The following is a 22,688-nucleotide window of genomic DNA, read 5'->3' as shown; positions in this document are numbered from 1 at the left end:
TCAGAATCCTGCTTGGTAAGCGATGCGAAAGACGCCCTGGTTGAGGCGCAGGGCCTGGTCGCGCTGATGCGTGATCCCGGCCTGCACGATCAACCCCACGGGCGTGACGTAGGTGACTGCGCCCGATACTCCCCAATCCGTACTGTCCAGCAGGCCATGCCGGGCCAGCGTCTGGCCGCCGCCGGTCAGCTTGCGCACGGCGGCCGTCGCGGTGACCTGCCAGCGGTCTCGAGACAACGACACCGAGGTTACGCCATTGCCGTTGGAAACCGGCGCGCCGCGAAAGGCGCTGGAATAGGTAGCCTCGTTGAACCAGTTCAGGTGCCATCCATCATCCAGCGGCGTGTCGTAGCTCAGCCGGGCCGATACCGTGTTGGCGCTTTCGCCCTGGTCCGGATCCAGGTGCAGCCGGCCCGCGTCCACGCCGCCCGATATGCCCGCCAGTCCGGGGAGGTCGCGGAAGTCGTACGAAAGGATGAAAGACTTGAGCTGGTCGCTGAACAGCGGCGGCTCGTCGGGGCCGAGCAGGCCGCCGTCCAGGCTGAACCTGCGGTTCATGGCGGTGTTGTCGCGCTTGAACAGCAGGGCGGCCACGGAATGCGTGCCGCGGCCCGACGTATCCAGCGTGTAGCGTCCGCCCACGCCGATCGAGCCGCGGAATTCCGAGTTCTCGTTAAAGCCCGAATACAGGCCGTCCACGACGTGCCAGGCGTCGCCAAAGCCCAGGTCCATCTTGCCGCCGTACAGCGCGTAGTTGTCGGCGGTGTAGGCGGCGAACAGGTTGTCCAGGTTCACGCCCAGGTCGGAAAACGCGTTGTCCTTGGTGTCGTTGGTGGACGAGTTGAACGTGGCCTTGGTGCGGATCGAAAACTCGCGCGTCAGTTGCAGCACCAGCGCGGCCTCGGCGGTGGGCTGCACACTGCTCCAGTGCGAGCGCGGAAGCTGGCCGTTGTCGTCGTGCACGCCAAAAAAGCCGGTGTAGCCGGTCATCAGCAGGAACCTGCCGTTCAGGCGCGGATACGATTCGTCGCCGTCGGCCAGGTCGCTGTAGGGCGTGAGAAAGATCTCGGTCTTGAAAATGTCTCTTGCCTCTTGCGCCGACGCGCCGTGCGCGGCCACGGCAAGCAGCGCCGCCGCCGCGGTCTGGCGCAACGCACGATGCAGACGCTTCACCGCGCCAGCTCAGCCGCCAGTTCGCGCACCTGCGCATGGATGTTGTTGAACATCCCGAAATTCACGCGGCTGGCGACGACGAACACGCCCAGGTCGCGGTTGGGCGACAGCACCACATACGACATGAAGCCGCCAATGCCGCCGCTCTTGCCCAGCAGGAACGGCGAGCCGTTGCGCGGCAGCGTCACCACCCAGCCCAGCCCCATGCCGTCGGCGTCCGTGACCTCCGTGCCCACGACGGATTTGAGTCCGTCGTAGGGCAGCCACATCGTGTGCGCCAGCAGGGCGTTCTCGCGGGCCTGTCTGGCGCCATCCAGATGCCAGCGCATCCAGCGCACCATGTCGTCGGCCGTGGCGTAGACGCCGGCGCTGGCATACATGATGTCGGGCGCCACCGCATTGGGGTCGGGCTTGTCGAAGGGATCGAGGCCCGTCATCAGGCGCTTTTTCTGTGCGTCGTTCAGCACGTTGGTGGCGTCGGTCATGCCGGCGGGCTTGAAGACCTCGTTGGCAAGCACGGTCGAATAGTCCGCGCCGCCGGCCTTGGCCAGCGCGTCGCCCAGCAGGCCATAGCCCAGGTTGGAATACAGCGTGGTGGTGCCGGGCACGTAGGCGGGCTTGTGGCTGCCCATCCACTTCCAGTAATAGGCGCGGTCGAAGACGGCGAACGGATTGTCGGAGGGCTTGGCGTCCGGGTCGGGCAGTTCGCGCGGCAGGCCGGCGGAATGCGTCGCCAGGTCGAGCAGCGTGATCGGGCGGCCGTTGGCATCGACCTTGGCATTGTCGGGCGCGTACTTCGAGAGGGGATCGGTCAGCTTGAGCTTGCCCTTGGCGGCCAGCGACGCCAGCACGTCGCCCGCAAACACCTTGGACACCGACGCGATCCGGAAGATCGATTTGCCGTCGGGTTCGACGCCGCTGCCCGGCGCGGTTTCGCCATAGCCCTGGACCACCACGTCATTGCCGCGGACCGCCGCGATGATCAGGCCCGGCGCGCCGCCGTTCAGATACATCTGCATGCCGGCCATGGACACGGCATCCTGCAAGGCCAGGTCGGCGGCCTGGGCGTGGCCTGCGCCCAGCGCGCAGGCGGCGCTCAAGGCAAGTACGGGGATGCGCGGGAGAAGGCGGGAGGTCAGCATGCGGTTCTCACTGAAGGGGCGAGGAACGGGTGTCCCTGCGCATGCCGCGATGATCCCAAAATCCCGGTGCGTAGCCACCAGCGTCAGGACGAAACAACATCCCGGCGTGATGAATGGCATATTGGCCGGCTTGGCCCGGGCAGCCCCGGCTCAGATCCCCATGCGTTCGCGCAGCGGCTTGCGGTACGAGCGCGACACCGGCCACGTGTCGTCCACGGCGCGCATCCGGATCTGCCATCGGTCAACGCTTCTGCGGTCCACGTCCATGACATGCAACGCGTTTGCAATCGCTGTGCGGTGCACGCGAAAGAACGTCTTCTCGGGCAGGAGGGTCGACCAGACGCCGAGCGCGCGCGAGTCCAGCACCATCGCGCCGTCGTCCAGCCAGATCTCGCTGTAGTTGCCGGCGGAGCGCACCCCGACGATGGCTTCCGGTTGAACGCCCCGGACCACGCCGCGCATGCTCAGGTAGACGACCGATGCGGCGGGATTGCCCAGCGGCGCCCGCGGGCGGCCGCTGCCGTACTTGGCCTGGCCGATCACGTTGGCGCATTGGTACAGCGCGCCGACCTCGCCGGCGGTCCAGTGCCGATGCCGGACGGTGGTGTCGAAACCGATGATGCCTTGCAGCTTGCCGTCAAGGCACACCGGCACGCTGAGCACGCTCTTGTTGCCCTGGCGCTGGAATTCGGCCTGGATGGCGCGCGCGGTGCGGGGCAGGTCGTTGACGTCGTGGATGGCGACCGCCTGCCCTTTGACCATGAACCGGTGCAGCCAGGCGATCAGCGTGGTCGGCACGTCCTGCAGTTCGGCGACAAAGGGTTCGGTCTGGCCGCGGCACCATTCGTGGGTATTGCGCAGCCGCAGCATGTCGGGGCGGTACTCGATCATCCAGGCGCGGTCGATGTCCGAGGTTTCGCCCATGTAGGCAAGCTGCTCCGAGATCGCATCGTCCGCGGGCAGCTTGAGCAGGCTCATGGCGCAGTGATAGAGCCAGTCCGATGACGGGTTGGGTTGGAGGAGGGTGACGGGGTGAGTCTGGTATTGGCCAACATCATCCTTCACGGGCGGTTCCTTCTGAGGCGGCAGGGCGCTTCGGGGGCGCGCTGTCGGACGCGCGCGGCTCGGCGGGATTTTCCTACCGGCGGCGCGGTCTGACAACCGCCCGTGGCGGCCAGCGTTCAGCTAGGTGTCTGGCTAAGTTGCCGCACAGGCGCCCGTCGATTCGCGCTCGACGATCCGGAATCCCACGTCAATGACAGGCTCCGGCGGGGTCTCGCCCCGGCATCGCGCCATCAGCACGCGCGCGGCCTGGGCGCCGATGTCCGCGCCGTCGATCTGCACGGTGGTCAGCGACGGCGCCAGGTGCGCGGCGAAGTCGGCCCCGCCGAAGCCACAGACCGCCAGATCCTGCGGCACGCGCAGGCCACGCACGCGCGCCTCGGTCAGCACGCCTTCGGCCAGCGCGTCGGCGCTACAGAAGATCGCCTGCAGGCCGGGCGATTTGTCGAACAGTTCGGCCGCAGCGCGCCGGCCCGACGCCACGTTGCTGGGCGCCGGAACCACCGCCGTGGGCACGTCATGGCCCAAGGTTTCCAGGAAGCCCGCGCGGCGCACCGCAGCGCGCTGGTCGTCGCCGGTGGCCAGTCCCACGTTGCGCCATCCCTTGGACAGGAAGAATTCGGCGACGGCGCTGCCCACCTGCCGATGTGAAAAGCCGACCAGCATGTCGAGCGGGCGTTCGGTCAGGTCCCAGGTCTCGACCACCGGAATGCCGATCTCCCGCAGGCGGTGCGCGGCGGGGATGTCGCTCAACAGGCCGGCAACGACCACGCCGTCGACGCGCCGGCCCGCCATGGCGTTGAGCAACGCTTCCTCGCGGCCTCGGTCATAGCCCATCTGCCCGAGGATGAGCTGGTAGCCCTCGCGGTCGAGTTCCGCGGTCAGGGCCTCGATGGTGGGCAGGAACTGCGGGACCGAGATGATCGGCACCAGCGCCGCCACGGTGCGGCTGCGCCGGGACTTCAGGCCGCCCGCCAGCAAATTGGGGATGTATCCCGTCTCCGCGACGGCCTGCTGCACGCGCGCGATCGTGGCCTCCGACACGCGGCCCGGATTGCCGAGCGCGCGCGAGGCGGTGATGAGCGACACGCCGGCCGCGCGGGCGACGTCATGCAGGGTGATGGATTTGGGTTTCATGGAACGGGAAGTGCGGGTTTGTACGGATCGCGCGCTGGCTTGCCGCGAATTTTGGACAACGTTATCATGAACGTCAGCTGCAACGTTTTAATCCTGCCGCCAGCCAGGCTCCGCACATCGGCGCTTTTTATTTGGCCGCAAATGACAACGTTGTCCATGCGCCACTGTCGTCCTCGCAGGACTCGTTCCAGACACCCGGAGAATTCTCATGACCGCCATTTCCAACGCCGACCGTATCGCCTGGTTGCGCATCTCGTCGTGCTACCTGCCGCTGGCCACCCCGATCAGCGACGCCAAGGTGCTGACCGGCCGCCAAAAGCCCATGACCGAAGTCGCCATGCTGTTTGTCGAAGTGCAGACCGAAAACGGCGACGAGGGCATTGGCCTGAGCTACTCCAAGCGCGCCGGCGGTCCCGGGCAGTTTGCCCACGCCAAGGAAATCGCTCCCGTCCTGATCGGCGAAGACCCCAGCGACATCGGCCGGCTCTGGACCAAGCTGTGCTGGGCCGGCGCGTCCGTGGGCCGCAGCGGCCTGTCGACCCAGGCCATCGCCGCCTTCGACGTGGCGCTGTACGACCTGAAGGCTCGGCGCGCCAACCTGCCGCTGGCCAAGCTGCTGGGCGCCTATCGCGATTCGGTTGCTTGCTACAACACGTCGGGCGGGTTCCTGCACACGCCGCTGGAACAACTGCTGGTCAACGCCAGCGCGTCGCGCGAACGCGGCATCGGCGGCATCAAGCTGAAGGTCGGCCAGCCCGACCGGCAACTGGACATACGCCGCGTCGAAGCCGTGCGCAAGCATCTGGGCGATGATGTGCCGCTGATGGTAGACGCCAATCAGCAGTGGGACCGCCCGACCGCGCAGCGCATGTGCCGCATCTTTGAACAGTTCAATCTGGTGTGGATCGAGGAACCGCTGGACGCCTACGACCATGAAGGCCACGCCGCGCTTGCCGCGCAGTTCGACACGCCGATCGCCACCGGTGAAATGCTGACCAGCGCGGCCGAACACAGCGAGCTGATCCGCCACCGCGCAGCCGATTACGTGCAGCCCGACGCCCCGCGCGTGGGCGGCATCACGCCGTTCCTGAAGATCCTGTCGCAGGCGGAACAGGCCGGCGCGATGCTGGCGCCGCACTTCGCGATGGAACTGCACGTGCACCTGGCCGCCGCGTATCCGACCGAACCGTGGGTCGAGCATTTCGACTGGCTGGAACCGCTGTTCAACGAGCGGCTCGAGATCCGCGACGGCCGCATGCTGGTGCCGACCCGGCCAGGCCTGGGCATCTCGCTCAGCGATCAGGCGCGCGCGTGGACGCGCGACACGGTCGAAGTCGGCAAGCGGGCCTGAACCCTTTCCGGTCCCGCCGTCTTGCGGCGGGACGCCATGCACGACCAACGGCGCGACAGACGCCAACCCAGAGGAGACTCGCATGAAAAAATGGTTCACCACGCTAGCGCTTGGCCTGGCCGTCTCGGCGTCGGCCCAGGCGCAGAACTGGCCCGCCAAACCCGTCACGATGCTCGTGCCGTTTCCGCCGGGCGGTTCAACCGACCTGATCGCCCGGACGGTTGCGCCCAAGCTGCAGGACAAGTTCGGCGGCACCTTCGTGATCGAGAACAAGCCGGGTGCGGGCGGCACGCTGGGCGCGGGCCAGGCCAAGCGCGCCGCGCCCGACGGCTACACGGTGCTGGTGTCGTCGCTGGGTCCCTTCGTGATCGGCCCGCATCTGGTCAAGGAGCCGGGCTACAACGCGCTCAAGGATTTTGAATACATCACGGTGGCCGTGCAGGCGCCGAACGTGCTGGTGGTCAACGCGAATTCGCAGCTTCGCGACATGAAGGGCGTGCTGGATTACCTGAAGTCCAACCCGGGCCGCATGACGTTCGCGTCGGCCGGCAACGGCACCTCGGATCACCTGACCGCCGAACTGTTCTGGCAGGAGACCGGCACGCAGGCCACGCACGTGCCGTACAAGGGCGGCGCGCCGGCCATCGTGGATCTGCTGGGCGGGCAGGTCGACGCCAGCTTCAGCAACATCAACACCTGCCTCACGCATATCCAGTCCGGTAAACTGCGCGCCATCGCGGTGACGAGCGCGAAGCGATCGCCGCTGCTGCCCGACGTGCCCACGATGGAAGAGCTGGGCCTGAAGGGCGTGACGGTGACGTCGTGGCAGGCGTTCGCAGGTCCCAAGGGCATGCCCGCCGACGTCCGCGACAAGCTGCGCGCCGGCATTGTCGACGCGCTGAACGACCCGTCGGTCAAACCGCGCCTGCTGGAGCTGGGCTTTGAAGTCGTCGGCAACACGCCGGCCGAATTCACCAAGTTCCAGGCCGAGGAATTTGCCCGCTGGAAGAAGGTGATCGAAGTGGGCAAGATCACGGCGAATTGATTGCACGCCCCCAGGAGCCAAGGTAACGTCGCACCGCGGGCATTCGCCCGCGGATCGACGTTCAGGGGTTTGCATTGGGGACTTTCACCGTAGTCATGGCGATGCTGGTCGCCGTTCTGTTCAGCGGCGTGCTGGTCCGGATGTTGCCGTTGGCCGTCCCGCTACCTTTCGTGCAGATCGGTCTGGGTTTCGTGATCGCGGCCGTGTTCCAGCGTGGCGTGCTGATCGAACCCGAGATCTTCTTCCTGTTGTTCCTGCCGCCTCTGCTTTTCCTTGACGGATGGCGCATATCGAAGCTGGCGGTCCTGCGCGAATCCTCTTCCATCATCCAGCTCGCGTTCGGTCTGGTGATCCTGACGGTGATCGGCGTGGGATACCTGATCCACTGGATGATTCCCGACGTCCCGTTGCCCGTGGCGTTCGCCATCGCGGCCATCGTGTCGCCGACGGACCCGGTGGCGGTCGAAGCGATTTCCCGGCGCGTCCATATCCCGCGCCGCATGATGGCCATCCTGGAAGGCGAGGCGCTGTTCAATGACGCCAGTGGCCTGGTGGCGTTTCGCTTTGCCGTTGCGGCGGCGGCGACCGGCACGTTCTCGCTGGCGCAGGCCACAATGTCGTTCTTCTGGGTTGCCATTGCCGGCCTGTCGATCGGGGCCGGGCTGACGTGGCTGATCATGCAATTGCGGACCATCTACACGCGCCGGGTGGGCGAAGAGCCGGGGTCCGAGGTGCTGCTCAGCCTGCTGACGCCTTTCTTCGTCTACTTCGTGGCCGAGCACGCCAACGCCTCGGGCATCCTGGCCGCGGTGTCCGCCGGCGTCATGATGAGCTATTCCGAACTGTCGGGCCGCGCACTCGCGGCCACTCGCATGGAGCGCAGGGCCGTGTGGAACACGGTGCAGTTCACGCTGAACGGCATGATCTTCGTGTTGCTGGGCGAGCAGTTCCCCACGATCTTCGCCGGCCTGGCAAGCGCCGCGAAAGAGGCAGGCGGCCAATCCCTATGGTGGTTGCCCGTCTATGGACTGGCCGTCTGCCTGGGCCTGGTGCTGTGCCGGCTGCTGTGGGTGACCGTGTCGCTGAAGCTGAGCGCGATGGCGGCCCGCCGCCGCGGCGCCGAGCCGCCCGAGGTCGGCGCGCGCGTGATCCTGGCCGTCTCCGTGGCCGGCGTGCGCGGCGCGGTGACGCTGGCCGGGGTGATGACGCTTCCCTTTGCGCTGGACAGCGGCGCGCCGTTTCCGGCGCGCGATCTGGCGGTGTCGCTGGCGGCCATGGTCATCGTGTTTTCGCTATTGCTGGCCAGCGTGGCCTTGCCCCCCTTGATGCGTGGATTGCACTTTGCGCCGAACAGCCGCACCGAGCGCGAGGCATCGCTGGCGCAGGACGCCATGCTGCGCGCGGCGCTCGACAGCGTTGCGGCCGGCGCAAGGCGCCGGGGCGTGGAGAATCCGGAAAACGCCGCGCTGTATCTGGAGGTGGCGGAGAACCTGAGCGGCGCGTTGCGGCGGCAGTCCGGCGAGGCGGCGGACGTGGGCGATACGGAACGCCTGGGCAGGCAGATCGCCATCGAGCGCGAACTGAGGCTGGAAGCCATTGCCGCTTCCCGCGAGGCGGTTTTTCATCTGGCTCGCACGCACCGCATCTCGGATTCGTTGGCGCGCGAGCAGGGGCGGCTGCTGGATCTGCACGAAGCGCATCTGCGGTAGCCACGTGTGCGCGCCCACGGGGTACGGATTGGTCGCACATGATCCGCGTGACGATATGTCCACCCGCTTCAGATCGGTCAGACCCTTGAAGTATTGAGAATTCCGGGCAGCCCCCCAGTGCATTCGTAGATTATTTATGCTTTAAAGGTATCAATTCGGATTCCCAAAGTATTGGACGCGAAAAGTCGCCGGGTTTTATAAACGCCTCGTGACCATCCCTTATCCAACGCCGTCCATGTCTGCAGCCACCATCGAACGCATCGAAACCTGTCTCGTCGACCTTCCCACCATCCGTCCGCACAAGCTGTCGGTGGCCACGATGTATGGCCAGACGCTGATGCTGGTGAAGGTGTATTGCAGCGACGGCGTGGTGGGCATTGGCGAGGGCACCACCATCGCCGGCATGGCTTACGGTCCGGAAAGCCCCGAGGCCATGAAGCTGTCGATCGACGCGTACTTTGCGCCCGCCATGATCGGCCAGGACGCCACCCGCGTGCAGGCACTGATGGCGCACGTGGGCAAGCTGGTCAAGGTGAACCACTTTGCCAAGAGCGCGCTGGAAACCGCGCTGCTGGATGCGCACGGCAAGCGCCTGGGCGTGCCGGTCAGTGAACTGCTGGGCGGCCGGCGCCGGGATCGCGTGCCCGTGGCGTGGACGCTGGCGTCGGGCGACACGGATCGGGACATTGCCGAGGCCGAGCAGATGCTGCAAGAGCGCCGCCACCGCATCTTCAAGCTGAAAATCGGCGCCCGTGATCCGAAGGTCGATATCGCCCACGTGGCCGCCATCAAGCGCGCGGTGGGCGACCGCGGCGCGGTGCGCGTCGACGTGAACATGGCGTGGAGTGAAACGCAGGCGGCGTGGGCGATTCCCGCGTTGGCAGACGCCGGTTGCGAGCTGGTGGAGCAGCCCGTGGCCAGCGCCGCGGCGCTGGCGCGGTTGATGCGCCGGTTCCCGGTGGCGTTGATGGCCGACGAGGTATTGCAAGGCCCGGACACCGCGTTCGAGATCGCGCGCCAGCACGGTGCGGATGTCTTCGCCATCAAGATCGAGCAGAACGGCGGCCTTTTTGCGGCGCAGCGCGTGGCGGCGATTGCGGACGCGGCGGGCATCGAACTCTACGGCGGCACGATGCTGGAAGCTGCGGTCAGCACGGTCGCGTCGGCCCACCTGTTCGCCAGCTTTGCACATCTGCAATGGGGCACGGAGCTGTTCGGCCCCTTGCTGATCACCGAGGAAATCCTTGCGCAGCCGCTGGACTACAGCGACTTCGAATTGACCGTGCCTGCCGGACCGGGGCTCGGCATCGAGCTGGACGACGCCCGCGTCAAGCGCTTCACGCGTGACGGGCTGGTCAAGGTCACGAACAAAAGCCATTGAGAAAACCTGGCGATGCGGCGGCATGCAACGCCGCATTTCCCGACCCATACCAATAGACAAACCCTGGAGACAGACATGAGCCTCGACGTATTCAACACCCCGGAAGTGCAAGACCTGCTGAAGGCCGCGACCAACATTGCAGGCAGCGAGGGCAACCCGCGCTTCAAGCAGATCCTGAACCGCCTGTTGAGCGATCTTTTCAAGGCCATCGACGACCTGGACATCACGCCCGACGAGGTGTGGGCCGGCGTCAACTACCTGAATCAGCTGGGCCGCGACGGCGAGGCCGCGCTGCTGGCCGCCGGGCTGGGCCTGGAGAAATTCCTGGACGTGCGCATGGACCACGAGGACAAGCTGGCCGGCCTGGACGGCGGCACGCCGCGCACCATCGAAGGCCCGCTGTATGTCGCTGGCGCGCCCGTGCAGGACGGCGTTGCCCGCATCGATCTGGATCCGGATGCGGACGCCGGTCCCCTGGTGATCCGCGGCGTCGTGCGCGATACCAACGGCGCGCCGCTGGCCAATGCGGTGGTCGAGTGCTGGCACGCGAACTCCAAGGGTTTCTATTCGCACTTCGACCCGACGGGCGCGCAGACCGACTTCAACCTGCGCGGCGCGGTCCGTACCGACTCGGATGGCAAATATGAGTTCCGCACGCTGATGCCCGTCGGCTACGGCTGTCCGCCGCAGGGCGCCACTCAGCAACTGCTGGACGCGCTGGGCCGCCACGGCAACCGCCCGGCGCACGTGCACCTTTTTGTCAGCGCCGACCAGCACCGCAAGCTGACGACGCAATTCAACATCGAGGGCGATCCCCTCATCTGGGACGATTTCGCTTACGCCACCCGCGAAGCGCTGATCCCCCCGGTGACCGACAAGACAGGCGGCGCCGAACTGGGCCTGAAAGCCGACGCGTACAAGGAAATCGAATTCGACGTCGTGCTGACGGGCCTGCTGCAAGGCAAGGACAACCAGATCGTCAATCGCCTGCGCGCTTCCGCCCAGGCCTGAACCCGGCAGGCATCGCCACCGCGCGATGCCGCCATCCGACACTCATACCCATACCGATAACGGGCTCCGCACGAGCCCGGGGAGACTCTCATGGCCTCAACAATCTCCATTCCGAGCCTGATCGATCAGGAACGGATGGGCGCCTTTCAATGGCGCGTCCTGATCCTGTGCTTTCTGATCGCTTTGTTTGATGGCTTCGACACGCAGGCAATGGCGTTCACCGGGCCCGCGATCCTGACGGCATTCAAGCTGCAGGCCGGCGAACTGGCGCCGATCCTGACCGCCGGCATCGTCGGCATGACGGTGGGCGCCATGACGTTGGGCCTGGTGGGCGACCGTATCGGCCGCCGTCCCGCCGCGCTGATCGGTGTGGCCGTCTTCGGGCTGGCGACGCTGTTGACGGCCGCCGCCACGGAGACGTGGCAGATTCTGGCTCTCCGGTTCATCGCCGGGCTGGGCATGGGCGGCTGCACGCCCATCGTGCTGGCGCTGGCGGCGGAATACGCGCCGGCGCGCCATCGCGGCGTGGTGATCACCGGCGTGCTGCTGGGTCTGCCCGCGGGCGCCATGCTGGGCGGCCTGTTGGCCGCGCGCATGCTGCCCGTGATCGGATGGCAAGGCATCTTCATCGTGGGCGGCGTCGCGCCGCTGTTGCTGTTGGCGGCGCTGATGGTGCTTCTGCCCGAGTCCCTGCAATTCAAGGCGATGCGCGGTGACACGGCGGGCCAGGGGTATGTCGCTCGCATCCTCGCGAAGATCTCGCGCCAGCCGCTGCCGGCCGGCGTGCGGTTCACGGTGCCGGAAGACGCGACCATCCGCGCCAGCGTCAAGGCGCTGTTCACCGACGGTTATGCCCGCAAGACGCTGGCGATCTGGTCCGTGTATCTGCTGAACTGGGTGGCGTGGTTCATGCTGCTGTCGTGGCTGCCTACGGTGCTGAAGGCCGCGGGTCTGCCGGCCGACCAGGCGCCGATGGGCACGTTCACCGTGAATCTCGTGTTCATCGTGTGCGCCTTCCCGCTGTCGTACCTGATGCCGCGCGTGTCGACCCGCACGCTGCTGATCGCCATGTTCGCGCTGGGCATCGCGGTGTCGCTGGGACTGGGCTACGCGGGAACGGACTGGACGCTCGTGTTCATCCTGATCGGCGCGGCGGGCCTGGGCATCGGCGGCCAGCAGCTGGCGCTGAACTACCTGGTGATCGGCGCGTATCCGACCGCACTGCGCGCCACGGCGACGGGCTGGTCCATCGGCGTGGGCCGCGCCGGCGCCATCATCGGCTCGGCCATCGGCGGCAGCTTCCTCGGCTGGTTCGGCCCGTCGGGCTTCTTCATGGTGCTGGCGGTTCCGCTGGCGGGGGCGCTGCTCGCCGTGCTGGCTGTGGACAACAAGTCGTCGCAACCCGTGCCGGGCGAGCTGTCGCGCGCACATTGACCGGGAGCTTGCATGAATCGCTTTGAAAATCAGATCGCGCTGGTCACCGGCGCGGCCCAGGGCGTCGGACGCGCCACCGCCAAACGTCTGGCTGCCGAAGGCGCTGCGGTCGTGCTGGTCGACCGCGCCGCCGAACTGGGCGAGGCCGTGGCCCGCGAGATCCGCGAGGAGGGCGGACAGGCGTCGTTCATCGACGCCGACCTCGAAACCCACGCCGGTGCACAGCGGATGGTGCAGTACACGCTGGACACGCACGGCCGAATCGACGTGTCCGTGCACAACGTGGGCGGCACGATCTGGATGAAACCGTTCTGGGAGTACACGCCGGACGAGATGCAGCGGGAGGTCACCCGTTCGCTCTGGCCGACGCTGTGGTCGTGCCGCGAGGTGATCCCGGTAATGAAAAAGCAAGGCCGGGGCGCCATCGTCAACGTCGGCTCAAACGCCACGCGCGGCATCTACCGCGTGCCGTATTCGGCATCCAAGGGCGGCGTTCACGCGGCCACCGTCTGCATGGCGCTCGAACTGGCCGAATCCGGCGTGCGCGTCAATTGCGTGGCGCCGGGCGCCCTGGACAACGGCGTGCGCGCCATTCCGCGCAACACCGAAGTCCCCTCGGATCAGGACCGCATCTGGCAGGGCGAGATGTACACGGACTGCCTGGCCGGCACGCCCATGCATCGCATGGGCAGCATGGAAGAGGTCGCGTCAGCGATCTGCTTCATGGCGGCGCCGGAGGCGTCGTACATCACGGGGCAGGTGATGTATGTGGCTGGAGGGCATGTGGGGTGAGGAGGCGAGGGGTGACAGACACCCACTGAGCCCCCCGTTCTCGCAAAACGAAAGGCCGCTGGCTCATGGCAGCGGCCTTTTCTGTTTGCGGCCGCCCCTCGACGGGGGCTCGCAGCGTCTATGCGGCGCGCGCGAGCGGCGCGGCGCCGATGCGGCTTAGGGAGCCGGAAAATGGGCCGGTGCGCTGGCGCGGCTGCGGCTGGCGTTCGTGGATCAGGCCGCGAACGGCTTTCAGCACGTCGTCCGGGCTGGCCGGTTTACGCATCAGCATCGCGCGGCCCGCGCACGCTTCCAGGATCTCGTGTTCCGGCCGGCCGCTCAGCACCAGCACCGGCGTTTCATGCAGATAGGCGTTGTCCCGCATGGCGGTCAGGAGGGCGGCGCCGTCCATGCCGGGCATGGACAGATCGGTGATGACCAGGTCGGGGCGCAGGGCGATCATCTGCTGCAGCGCGGTCAGGCCGTCGGTATGCGTCGTGACGTCATAGCCTTCGCTGGTCAGGAACTCGCTCATCAGGGCGACCAACGTGGGTTGGTCGTCCACCAAAAGAATCTTCGTCATTTTTTTCGGTGCCACGGGGGGCAGGAATTCGGTTGTCTGCGCGGCCGGCTGTCCCCAGGTTCAGGCGGGGTGGGCGGGGGCGTGCCAGCAAAGGCGGCAGGCGCACGGAAAGGCGGCCGGCAGATCGGGAAGCCGAATCCTAGGGCATGGCAGGGCCGCGTTGGTGTAGTAGTTGTATCCATACGCAACCCAGCTGCGCACATACCTGTATAGTTCGCCAGTGCGCAGGATGGTCTGCGGGCTTCTCCGTCCCTATAATTCTTCGCACTCTGCCTTAGCGCAATCCGCGCGCTTTCCCTGAATTGGTAAATCGATCTCATGCTGAAATCGCCGCAGCCGGCCAGTCGCCTGGCCTTTCCCCGCACTTTGATGGCCGGTTTCATCCTGGCCGCACTGGCTACGCTGGTCATCGCCTTCGTCAACGTACGCTCGGCGGACACCCGCGCGCGTGCCGTCCAGTCGATGGACCGCGCGACCGAGTCGCTGCGTCAGCTCAGCCTGTTCAATTCGGCCCTGAAAGACGCCGAGATCGGCCAAAGGGGTTACCTGCTGACGGGCGACCCGGCCTATCTGGAACCTTATGTGCGCTCGGTGCCGCTCATCGAGCAGCGCCTGGCCGTCGTGCAGGAGTTCTCGCAACAGGACGCCACGCAGCGCCGGATTGCCAATGACATCGCGGGCATCACGAAGCAAAAGCTTACCGAGTTGAACAACACCGTCGAGATGCGCCGAGCGGGCGACGTCGAAGGCGCGCTGGCGGTGGTGCGGACCGATTCGGGCAAGGAGGCGATGGACCGGCTGCGCGATCTCGTCGGCGACCTCTATACGTCACAGATGCGCCGGGTCGAGCAGGAGCGCGACGCCTGGAGCGATGCGGCTACGATTTCCACCTACTATTCCTGGGGCGGCGCCCTGGTGCTGCTGGTCCTGATCTTTGCCTCGGCGCTCATGACCATCCGCGAGTATCGCGTCAAGGCGCGCCAGGCCTGGGTGACGACGGGCCTGTCGGGTCTGAGCATGCGGCTGCGGGGCGACCAGCGGCTGGACGAGATCGGCCGGCGCGCCCTGGACTATCTGGCCGAATACCTGAACGCCAGCGTCGGCGCGGGTTATGTGGTCAACGGTGACGACCTCGAGCTGTTCGGCGGCTATGCGGTGCCGCCGGAAAGGCTGCCCCAGAAGATTTCCACGGCGCAGGGCCTGGTCGGTCAGGCGGCCGTGTCGCGCAAGCTGCTGCACGTGCGCAACGTGCCCGCCGGCCACCTCGAAGTCTCGTCCGCCACGGGCCGCTCGAATCCGGTCGAACTGGTGATCGCACCCGCCATGCAATACGAGCGCGTGTACGCCGTGATCGAGCTGGGCTTCAACCATCCGGTCAGCGAGGGCGAACGCAGCCTGCTGGAAGGCGCGTCGGAAATGCTGGCGTCCGCGATCCGGGCCGGCATGGATCGGTCGCGGCTGGAATCGCTGCTGGCGGAAACGCAGCGCCAGTCCGAAGAGCTGCAGACCCAGCAGGAAGAACTGCGTGTCAGCAACGAGGAACTGGAGCAGCAGAGCCGCATCCTGCAGGAATCGCAGGCGCGCATGGAACTGCAGCAGACCGAGCTGGAGCAGACCAACCTCAATCTGGAATCGCAGACCGAGCAGTTGCTGCGGGTGCAGAGCGCGCTGACCGACAAGGCCCGTCTCTTGACGCAGGCCAGCCAATACAAGAGCGAGTTCCTGGCCAACATGAGCCACGAGCTGCGCACGCCGCTCAATTCCACGCTGATCCTGGCCAAGCTGCTGTCCGACAACAAGACGGGCAACCTGTCGGCCGAGCAGGTCAAGTACGCGCATACCATCCACGCTGCCGGTCGCGATCTGCTGGCGTTGATCAACGACATCCTGGACTTGGCCAAGATCGAGGCGGGCCAGGCGACGGTCGAGATCGAAGACGTCGCCGTCACCCCGGCGCTGCAGCGGCTGCTGGAACCGCTGCGGCCGCTGGCACAAGAAAAGGGCCTGGCGCTGGAGCTGGACATTGCGCGCGACGTGCCGGACACCCTGCGGACCGATCCGCAGCGGCTGGGCCAGGTGCTCAAGAACCTGCTGTCCAACGCCATCAAGTTCACCGAGCAGGGGTTCGTCGCGCTGCGCGTCACGCGGGCGCCGGGCCGGATGCTGTCGTTTGCGGTGCACGACACCGGTATTGGCGTGGCTCCCGACCAGCACGAACTGATTTTCGAGGCCTTCCGCCAAGCCGATGGCAGCACGCACCGCAAGCATGGCGGCACGGGGCTGGGTCTGTCGATTTCGCGGGATCTGGCCAAGCTGCTGGGCGGCTCGCTGTCGCTGGTCAGCACACCGGGGCAGGGCAGCGTGTTCACGCTGCTGCTGCCGATGAACATGCTGGTCGTGTCGACCGCCCCGGCGCCGCGCGAGGGTGCCGAGGCGCCTACCACGCTGGCAGGCCCGGCTGGCGCCATCGCCGCCCCGCCCGCCGCGCGCACCGAGCCTGCCCAACCGGCGGCGCTGGCCCAGTCAGCCGAGCCACTTGAGCAGGAGCCGGACGAGACCTTTGCCCGAACCATCCTCGTCATCGAGGACGACGAACGCTTTGCGGGCATCCTGGCCGATCTGGCGCACGAGATGGGGTTTGGCTGCCTGGCCGCGCACACCGCGACGGAAGGCCTGGCGCTGGCGTCGCAGCGGCGCCCCGATGCCATCGTGCTGGACGTCAACCTGCCCGACTTTTCCGGTCTGGGCGTGCTGGATCAGCTCAAGCGCAACCCGAACACCCGCCACATTCCGGTGCACATCGTGTCGGTGGCCGATTACGCGCAAGAGGCGCTGGTGCGCGGGGCGGTGGGTTATGCGCTCAAGCCGGTCAAGCGCGAGGAACTGGTTCACGCGCTGCACCGCCTGGAAGCCAAGTTCACGCAGAACGTGCGGCGCGTGCTGGTCGTCGAGGACGATGACCGCCAACGCGACAGCGTGCGCGAACTGCTGGCGCGCGACGACGTCGAGATCGTGCTGGCGGCCAATGCCGGCGACGCGCTGGCGCTGCTGCGCGACACCACCTATGACTGCGTGGTGATGGACCTGAATCTGCCCGACATGAGCGGCTACGAACTCCTGCGCGAAATGGCCGAGCAGGAAAGCGTGTCGTTCCCGCCCGTGATCGTGTACACCGGCCGCGCGCTGTCACGCGACGAAGAGCAGCAGCTGCGCCGCTTCTCCAAGTCGATCATCATCAAGGACGCGCGTTCGCCCGAGCGCCTGCTGGACGAAGTGACGCTGTTCCTGCACCAGGTGGAAGCCGAGTTGCCGCCGCAGCAGCGCCAGATGCTGGAGCTGGCGCGCAGCCGCGACACGACGCTGGAAGGCCGCACGGTGCTGGTGGTGGAAGACGACGTGCGCAACGTGTTTGCGCTGTCCAGCATCCTGGAACCCACCGGCCTGCACGTCGAGATTGCGCGTAACGGTCGCGAGGCGCTGGATGCGCTGGGCCGCGCCGGCGTCAACGGCCACCGTGCGGTGGATCTTGTGCTGATGGACATCATGATGCCGGAGATGGACGGCTATACGGCCATGCGCGAGATCCGCGCGCGGCCCGAGTGGCGCCGTCTGCCCATCATTGCCCTGACGGCCAAGGCCATGAAGGACGACCAGGAAAAATGCCTGGCCGCCGGCGCCAACGACTACATCGCCAAGCCGCTGGACGTCGAGCGCCTGCTGTCGCTGGTGCGCGTCTGGATGCGCAAGTAAGCCCGACCCGGCCACGACACAGCGATCACGCCCATGCCTAATCAAAACAAGGCGAACATCGAAGACATCGAGCAGCGATTGCTGCTCGATGCGATCTATCACCGCTACCACTACGACTTCCGGGAGTATGCGCAGGCCTCGCTGAAACGCCGCCTGCGCACCGCGCTGGGCGAGTTCGACTGCAAGACGCTGTCGCAGCTTCAGGACCGCGTGCTGCACGAGCCCGCCGTGTTCACCGGCTTGTTGCAGTACCTGACGGTGCAGGTCAGCGACATGTTCCGTGACCCCAGTTATTTCCTGGCGCTGCGCAACGAGGTGGTGCCGATCCTGCGCACCTATCCCTCGATCAAGGTGTGGGTGGCCGGGTGCAGCACGGGCGAGGAAGTCTATTCGCTGGCGATCCTGCTGCACGAGGAAGGGCTGCTGGACCGCGCGCTGATCTACGCCACCGACATCAATCCGCACGCACTGCGCGCGGCCGAGCAGGGCGTGTTCGACCTGGAGCGCGCAGCGGCGTTCACGGCCAACCATGCGCAGGCCGGCGGGCGCAACTCGCTGTCGCACTACTACACCGCGCGGTACGGCCGCGTGGTGTTCGACAAGACGCTGCGCGAGCACATGGTGTTCTCCGATCACAGCCTGTCGACCGACAGTGTGTTTGCAGAAGTGCATCTGGTGTCGTGCCGCAACGTGCTCATCTACTTCGAGCGCGATCTGCAGGACCGGGCGCTGGGCCTGTTTCACGATGCACTGGTTCATCGCGGATTCCTGGGCCTGGGGTCCAAGGAGTCGGTGCGATTCACGGCGCAGGCCGACGGCTTTGACGAATTCGTGATGGCCGACCGCATCTACCGTAAAAGGGCCGAGCTGTGACCACGCGCGGGCCGGATCTGTCCGTGGACGCTTCGGACGCCTGGGACGCAATCGTCATCGGCGGCTCGTCGGGCGCCATCGACGCCCTGAGCGTTCTGCTGCCGGCGCTACCCGCAGGCCTTCAGGCGAGCGTGATCGTGGTCCTGCACCTGCCGTCCGACCGCCGTAGCCTGTTGAGCGACATCTTCAGCTATCGCTGCGCCTTGCCCGTGCAGGAAGCGCAGGACCAGCAACCGATACAGCCTGGGCACGTGTATTTCGGGCCGCCCGGCTACCACCTGCTGGTGGACCGGGGGCCGCGCCTGGCGCTGTCGATCGACCCGCCGGTGCATTTTTCACGGCCGTCCATCGACGTGCTGTTCCAGTCCGCCGCCGATTGCTATGGCGAGCGGCTGCTTGGCGTGCTGCTGTCCGGCGCGAATGAGGATGGGGCCGAAGGCCTGGCCGCCATCCATGCCGCCGGCGGCCACGCGCTGGTGCAGGCGCCGGCGTCGGCAGCGGTACCCACGATGCCCGACGCCGCCCTGGCGCTGGTTCCGGCGGCAAGGGCGCTGACGCCCGACGAGATTGCCGCCGTGTTCGCGCAGTTGCCCACAAGGCGGCTGCCCTGAAACCCAAACGCATTGACACCATGATCCCGACATCAGCCCCATCCCGCGACGACCGCATCAAGTGCCTGCTGGTCGACGACGTTCCGGAGAATCTGATTGCGCTCGAGGCGCTGCTGGCCAGCGACCGTGTCGAGGTGCTGAAGGCCCAGTCCGGCCCGCAGGCGCTGGAACTGCTGCTGCGCCACGGCGACGTTGCACTGGCCCTGCTGGACGTGCAGATGCCCGACATGAACGGCTTTGAACTGGCCGAGCTGATCCGCGGCAGCGAGCGCACGCGCCACATTCCGCTGATCTTCATCACCGCGGGCTCGCGCGAACAGAACTGGCAGTTTCGCGGCTACGAGAGCGGCGCGGTGGACTTTCTGTACAAGCCCGTCGACCCGTACATGCTGCGCACGAAGGCCAACGTGTTCTTCGAATTGCACGAGCGCAAGCGTGCACTGGCGCAGCAACTCGAAGAGCGCACCGAAGCGCTGCGGGTCAACGAAATGTTCATGGCCGTGCTGAGCCACGATCTGCGCACGCCCTTGCAGGCCATCATCATGGGCGCCACCGTGCTGCAGCGCCAGGGCGACGATGAACGTGTGTCGAGCCTGGCGCGGCGCATGCTGCAAAGCAGTGAGCGCATGTCGTGCCTGATCGAAGACCTGCTGGATGTGACGCGCATTCGCCAGGCGGGCGGGCTGACGCTGGCGCCCTCGGAACTGAACATGGGGGCGCTGGTCGAGCGCACGCTGGACGAGGTGCGCACGGGCTTTCCCGATCGCCAGGTGGCGTCGCACTGCCGTGGCGACGCGGCCGGCGCATGGGACGGCCAGCGCATTTCGCAGGTGATCACCAATCTGGTTGGCAACGCCTTGCACCATGGCAGCAAGACTGCCCCGGTGCGGGTCGAGGTCAATGGCGAGGACGCCAACGAGGTGGTCGTCACCGTTTCGAATGGCGGCACCATTCCGCCGGAGCTGCTGCCCCATCTCTTCAACCCGTTCCGCAGCGGCGCGCGGCGGCCCGGCGGGCACCACGGACTGGGCTTGGGCCTTTTCATTGCGCAGCAGATCGTGGTGTCGCATGGCGGCTGCATCAGCGCGGACTCGCGCGACGACGTGACGAGTTTCCGCGTGGCCCTGCCGCGGCGGGCGGCGTCGGCCGGCGCGGCGGTGATCGCGCGGCCGCGCGGCGACGCGACGCCCGCCTAGGGCTGCGCAGACTGTCCACCGCAGTCAGCGGTGGACAGGTCATCCGGTGTATCCACATCGGCGCATACGCCTGCATCATCGACCGCCAGCTCGGTCACACCATGACGGGCCAATACGGAACGTGCGCCCACATCCCCCGCCAGCGCCGCAAGCGCCGGCCAGATCGATCGCTGAAACGCGACCGGGTGGCCGCGCTGGCCCTGCCATGCCGGCGCGACGATGGGATGCTCCCTTGCCGCTTCTGCAACGCGCAGGAAGGTATCCGCGCGGATCCAGGGCATGTCGCCAAGCGCAACAAGGCAGGATTGCACGTCCGGGCTTGCAATGCGCATGACGTGCCGAGCGGCGGCGGCCAGACTGTCGCCCATGCCACCGTTCGTGCCATCGGCGTAAGGGCCGATCGTGACCACCTCGCATCCGGCTTGCGCCAGGAGTGCCGCGACGCGGTCGTTGCCCGCGCGGACGACCGCCACGACGCCGGCCGCCGCGGCCAGCAGGGACGACGCGGCCGCCATGACGACAGGTGTGCCGTCTGCAAGGCGCGCCAGCAGCTTGTCCTGGCCGGCGGCCGCGCTGGCAAAGCGCCGGCCGTGTCCGGCAGCTAGCAGGATGCCCACGCAGCGAATGCGCGCGGGGCTGTCCGGATTGGTTTCGAGATCGAACATTTTCTTGTCAAACGGGCGTGGCGGCCGGGCGGTTCCCGTCGCTATCATCGATTGACGACGATCTTATCGGGAAATTCGCCCCGTTTTCCCGCGCGCCGCAGCGCGGCACCCGGCGTGCCGTGGGCGGCGCCGCCAGGAACACGGTTTGCTGATAGCGCGCGCTGATGGCGAGCTGCGGCCCGCCGAATGCTCAAAGGAGTTCCAGCCTTGGAAAATTCCATCGATATCAAGATTTCGCGGCGCAACCTGCTCAAGGCGGGCGCCGCTTCAGCCACCGCACTCGGGACAACAACCATGTCCGCAGCCCAAAGCGCCGCGCCGGCGCACAACCTGACCACCACGGTCACGCTGCAGGTGAACGGCCGCACGCATGAATTGGCGCTGGATGTGCGCACCAGCCTGCTGGACGCGCTGCGCGAGCACCTGCACATGACCGGCACCAAGAAGGGCTGCGATCATGGCCAGTGCGGCGCCTGTACGGTGCTGCTGGATGGCAGGCGCATCAATGCCTGTCTGACACTGGCCGTCATGCACGACGGCCAGCAGATCACGACCATCGAAGGGTTGGGCACGCCGGGCGCGCTGCATCCGCTGCAGGCCGCGTTCGTCAAGCATGACGGTTACCAGTGCGGTTACTGCACGCCGGGGCAGATCTGCTCCGCGGTCGGCATGCTGGACGAGGCCGCAAGCGGGATGCCCAGCCATGTCACCGGCTCGTTGACCGAGCGCCCGTTGCTGACACCCGAGGAGATCCGCGAACGCATGAGCGGCAACATCTGCCGTTGTGGGGCGTATTCCAACATCCTGGACGCCATCGAAGACGTCGCGGAGGGCAAGGCATGAGATCGTTCACGTACGAGCGTCCCGGCACCGATGCCGAAGCTGCTGCCAGCGCGGCACGCGAGCCGCGCACGCGGTTCATTGCAGGCGGCACCAATCTGCTGGACCTGATGAAGATTGAAGTCGAAACGCCCGTCCACCTGGTCGATGTCAACGGCCTGGGTCTGGACCGCATCGAACCCACGGACGATGGCGGGCTGCGCATCGGCGCCGTGGTGCGCAATGCGGACCTTGCCGCCCACGACGTGGTGCGGCGTGATTACGCGGTGCTGGCGCGCGCGCTGCTGGCTGGCGCGTCGGGACAGATCCGCAACCGCGCCACGACCGCCGGCAATCTGCTGCAACGCACGCGCTGCCCGTATTTCTACGACACCAACCAACCCTGCAACAAGCGCGTGCCCGGCAGCGGCTGTTCCGCAATCGGCGGCGTGTCGCGCCAGTTGGCGGTGATCGGCGCCAGCGACGCCTGCATCGCCACGCATCCCAGCGACATGGCTGTGGCCATGCGCCTCCTGGACGCGAAGATCGAGACGGTGCGTCCCGACGCCACGCGGCGGGTGATTCCCATCGCCGATTTCTATCGCCCGCCGGATGGCACGCCGCATATCGAGACCCATCTGGCGGCTGGCGAACTGATCACCGCGGTGGTGCTGCCCAAACCGTTGGGCGGCAAACACCTCTACCGCAAGGTGCGCGATCGCGCGTCGTTCGCCTTCGCGCTGGTGGCGGTGGCCGCCGTCGTGCAGGACGATGGCACCGGCAGGGTGGCGCTGGGCGGCGTGGCGCCGCAGCCCTGGCGCAGCGAAGCGGCAGAAGCGTATATGCCGGACGGCGCGGCGCGCGTGAGCGACGCGCTGCTGTCCGGCGCCAGGCCGACGCCGGATAACGGTTTCAAGCTGACGCTGGCGCGCCGCGCGCTCGGTTCGGTCTTGATGGAAGCGAGGGCGTGAACTC

At 66.9% G+C, this 22,688-nt stretch carries 20 protein-coding genes; 13 read left to right on the top strand and 7 right to left on the bottom strand.

What is annotated here, in order from left to right; genetic code table 11:
- The 5 genes from AB3147_RS23220 to AB3147_RS23200 all read right to left on the bottom strand — a co-directional run bounded on the left by AB3147_RS23220 (nt 1) and on the right by AB3147_RS23200 (nt 4,672).
- Entirely contained in the window at nt 1-1,173 is a 1,173-nt protein-coding gene (locus tag AB3147_RS23220) for a hypothetical protein (RefSeq protein ID WP_367353083.1), read from the bottom strand.
- On the bottom strand, nt 1,170-2,315 hold the full coding sequence (gene ampH / locus AB3147_RS23215; protein WP_367353082.1) for a D-alanyl-D-alanine-carboxypeptidase/endopeptidase AmpH: 1,146 nt from the start codon (nt 2,313-2,315) through the stop codon (nt 1,170-1,172). Before ampH ends, AB3147_RS23220 begins: the two co-directional genes overlap by 4 nt.
- Nucleotides 2,316-2,465: 150 nt before the next feature.
- Nucleotides 2,466-3,380 carry a GAF domain-containing DNA-binding protein gene (locus AB3147_RS23210; protein WP_367353081.1) on the bottom strand — a complete coding sequence of 305 codons (915 nt, stop codon included), beginning with the start codon at nt 3,378-3,380 and terminating at the stop codon, nt 2,466-2,468.
- A 132-nt stretch (nt 3,381-3,512) separates the two neighbouring features.
- Nucleotides 3,513-4,514, bottom strand: coding sequence for a LacI family DNA-binding transcriptional regulator (locus AB3147_RS23205; protein ID WP_367353080.1), 1,002 nt, complete (start codon nt 4,512-4,514; stop codon nt 3,513-3,515).
- Entirely contained in the window at nt 4,511-4,672 is a 162-nt protein-coding gene (locus AB3147_RS23200; protein ID WP_367353079.1) for a hypothetical protein, read from the bottom strand. Before AB3147_RS23200 ends, AB3147_RS23205 begins: the two co-directional genes overlap by 4 nt.
- 50 nt (nt 4,673-4,722) lie before the next feature.
- Here AB3147_RS23200 and AB3147_RS23195 point away from each other — a divergent pair, with 50 nt between their 5' ends.
- The 7 genes from AB3147_RS23195 (at nt 4,723) to AB3147_RS23165 (ending at nt 13,237) form a co-directional block, all read left to right on the top strand.
- Nucleotides 4,723-5,865: an L-talarate/galactarate dehydratase gene (locus tag AB3147_RS23195; RefSeq protein WP_239214736.1), complete on the top strand. Its 1,143-nt coding sequence runs from the start codon at nt 4,723-4,725 to the stop codon at nt 5,863-5,865.
- Nucleotides 5,866-5,947: 82 nt separating this feature from the next.
- A complete protein-coding gene (locus AB3147_RS23190) occupies nt 5,948-6,910 on the top strand; it encodes a Bug family tripartite tricarboxylate transporter substrate binding protein (RefSeq protein WP_343737991.1) in 963 nt (320 codons plus the stop codon).
- Between the two features lie 74 nt (nt 6,911-6,984).
- Complete coding sequence (locus AB3147_RS23185; RefSeq protein WP_438861003.1) at nt 6,985-8,619, top strand: Na+/H+ antiporter; 1,635 nt, start codon at nt 6,985-6,987, stop codon at nt 8,617-8,619.
- Nucleotides 8,620-8,854: 235 nt separating this feature from the next.
- Entirely contained in the window at nt 8,855-10,000 is a 1,146-nt protein-coding gene (locus AB3147_RS23180) for a muconate/chloromuconate family cycloisomerase (RefSeq protein ID WP_367353078.1), read from the top strand.
- 75 nt (nt 10,001-10,075) lie between these two features.
- On the top strand, nt 10,076-11,011 hold the full coding sequence (catA, locus tag AB3147_RS23175) for a catechol 1,2-dioxygenase (RefSeq protein ID WP_175137599.1): 936 nt from the start codon (nt 10,076-10,078) through the stop codon (nt 11,009-11,011).
- A 90-nt stretch (nt 11,012-11,101) separates the two neighbouring features.
- A complete protein-coding gene (locus tag AB3147_RS23170; RefSeq protein WP_437340376.1) occupies nt 11,102-12,445 on the top strand; it encodes an MFS transporter in 1,344 nt (447 codons plus the stop codon).
- Between the two features lie 12 nt (nt 12,446-12,457).
- Nucleotides 12,458-13,237 carry a 1,6-dihydroxycyclohexa-2,4-diene-1-carboxylate dehydrogenase gene (locus tag AB3147_RS23165; protein ID WP_367353077.1) on the top strand — a complete coding sequence of 260 codons (780 nt, stop codon included), beginning with the start codon at nt 12,458-12,460 and terminating at the stop codon, nt 13,235-13,237.
- A 118-nt stretch (nt 13,238-13,355) separates the two neighbouring features.
- On the opposite strand, the gene AB3147_RS23160 is transcribed toward AB3147_RS23165, so the two are convergent.
- Entirely contained in the window at nt 13,356-13,799 is a 444-nt protein-coding gene (locus AB3147_RS23160; protein ID WP_254594188.1) for a response regulator, read from the bottom strand.
- 318 nt (nt 13,800-14,117) lie between these two features.
- Between AB3147_RS23160 and AB3147_RS23155 the strand changes: the two genes are divergently transcribed.
- Genes AB3147_RS23155 through AB3147_RS23140 form a run of 4 tightly spaced genes read left to right on the top strand, consistent with a single transcriptional unit; the run spans nt 14,118 to nt 20,229 of the window.
- Nucleotides 14,118-17,549 (top strand): response regulator, encoded by a 3,432-nt coding sequence (locus AB3147_RS23155; RefSeq protein WP_367353076.1) that lies wholly within the window; start codon nt 14,118-14,120, stop codon nt 17,547-17,549.
- Nucleotides 17,550-17,582: 33 nt separating this feature from the next.
- The gene (locus AB3147_RS23150; protein WP_239214727.1) at nt 17,583-18,422 is read left to right on the top strand and encodes a CheR family methyltransferase; all 840 of its coding nucleotides are present in this window, start codon (nt 17,583-17,585) and stop codon (nt 18,420-18,422) included.
- 23 nt (nt 18,423-18,445) lie between these two features.
- Nucleotides 18,446-19,033: a chemotaxis protein CheB gene (locus AB3147_RS23145; RefSeq protein ID WP_367353075.1), complete on the top strand. Its 588-nt coding sequence runs from the start codon at nt 18,446-18,448 to the stop codon at nt 19,031-19,033.
- Between the two features lie 20 nt (nt 19,034-19,053).
- Nucleotides 19,054-20,229: a hybrid sensor histidine kinase/response regulator gene (locus AB3147_RS23140; RefSeq protein WP_367353074.1), complete on the top strand. Its 1,176-nt coding sequence runs from the start codon at nt 19,054-19,056 to the stop codon at nt 20,227-20,229.
- Here the strand turns inward: AB3147_RS23140 and AB3147_RS23135 are convergent.
- A complete protein-coding gene (locus tag AB3147_RS23135) occupies nt 20,226-20,894 on the bottom strand; it encodes a nucleotidyltransferase family protein (RefSeq protein ID WP_367353073.1) in 669 nt (222 codons plus the stop codon). The genes AB3147_RS23140 and AB3147_RS23135 overlap by 4 nt on opposite strands.
- 186 nt (nt 20,895-21,080) lie before the next feature.
- Here AB3147_RS23135 and paoA point away from each other — a divergent pair, with 186 nt between their 5' ends.
- Nucleotides 21,081-21,737 carry an aldehyde dehydrogenase iron-sulfur subunit PaoA gene (gene paoA / locus AB3147_RS23130; protein WP_217467835.1) on the top strand — a complete coding sequence of 219 codons (657 nt, stop codon included), beginning with the start codon at nt 21,081-21,083 and terminating at the stop codon, nt 21,735-21,737.
- Nucleotides 21,734-22,684: an FAD binding domain-containing protein gene (locus AB3147_RS23125; protein ID WP_367353072.1), complete on the top strand. Its 951-nt coding sequence runs from the start codon at nt 21,734-21,736 to the stop codon at nt 22,682-22,684. Before paoA ends, AB3147_RS23125 begins: the two co-directional genes overlap by 4 nt.
- Nucleotides 22,685-22,688: the final 4 nt, after the last annotated feature.

The sequence above is a fragment of the Achromobacter animicus genome, from assembly GCF_040775605.1.
Lineage (GTDB): Bacteria > Pseudomonadota > Gammaproteobacteria > Burkholderiales > Burkholderiaceae_B > Achromobacter > Achromobacter animicus.
The sequence above is the reverse complement of the archived record's forward strand: the minus strand, read 5'-3'. Positions and strand labels throughout refer to the sequence as shown.

Excerpts from the sequence above, each read along its gene's own strand:
- ampH (WP_367353082.1), bottom strand. The coding sequence starts at position 2,315 with ATGCTGACCTCCCGCCTTCTCCCGCGCATCCCCGTACTTGCCTTGAGC.
- AB3147_RS23205 (WP_367353080.1), bottom strand. The coding sequence starts at position 4,514 with ATGAAACCCAAATCCATCACCCTGCATGACGTCGCCCGCGCGGCCGGC.
- AB3147_RS23200 (WP_367353079.1), bottom strand. The coding sequence starts at position 4,672 with ATGGACAACGTTGTCATTTGCGGCCAAATAAAAAGCGCCGATGTGCGG.
- AB3147_RS23195 (WP_239214736.1), top strand. The coding sequence starts at position 4,723 with ATGACCGCCATTTCCAACGCCGACCGTATCGCCTGGTTGCGCATCTCG.
- AB3147_RS23190 (WP_343737991.1), top strand. The coding sequence starts at position 5,948 with ATGAAAAAATGGTTCACCACGCTAGCGCTTGGCCTGGCCGTCTCGGCG.
- AB3147_RS23180 (WP_367353078.1), top strand. The coding sequence starts at position 8,855 with ATGTCTGCAGCCACCATCGAACGCATCGAAACCTGTCTCGTCGACCTT.
- catA (WP_175137599.1), top strand. The coding sequence starts at position 10,076 with ATGAGCCTCGACGTATTCAACACCCCGGAAGTGCAAGACCTGCTGAAG.
- AB3147_RS23170 (WP_437340376.1), top strand. The coding sequence starts at position 11,102 with ATGGCCTCAACAATCTCCATTCCGAGCCTGATCGATCAGGAACGGATG.
- AB3147_RS23165 (WP_367353077.1), top strand. The coding sequence starts at position 12,458 with ATGAATCGCTTTGAAAATCAGATCGCGCTGGTCACCGGCGCGGCCCAG.
- AB3147_RS23160 (WP_254594188.1), bottom strand. The coding sequence starts at position 13,799 with ATGACGAAGATTCTTTTGGTGGACGACCAACCCACGTTGGTCGCCCTG.
- AB3147_RS23155 (WP_367353076.1), top strand. The coding sequence starts at position 14,118 with ATGCTGAAATCGCCGCAGCCGGCCAGTCGCCTGGCCTTTCCCCGCACT.
- AB3147_RS23150 (WP_239214727.1), top strand. The coding sequence starts at position 17,583 with ATGCCTAATCAAAACAAGGCGAACATCGAAGACATCGAGCAGCGATTG.
- AB3147_RS23140 (WP_367353074.1), top strand. The coding sequence starts at position 19,054 with ATGATCCCGACATCAGCCCCATCCCGCGACGACCGCATCAAGTGCCTG.
- AB3147_RS23135 (WP_367353073.1), bottom strand. The coding sequence starts at position 20,894 with ATGTTCGATCTCGAAACCAATCCGGACAGCCCCGCGCGCATTCGCTGC.
- paoA (WP_217467835.1), top strand. The coding sequence starts at position 21,081 with ATGCTCAAAGGAGTTCCAGCCTTGGAAAATTCCATCGATATCAAGATT.
- AB3147_RS23125 (WP_367353072.1), top strand. The coding sequence starts at position 21,734 with ATGAGATCGTTCACGTACGAGCGTCCCGGCACCGATGCCGAAGCTGCT.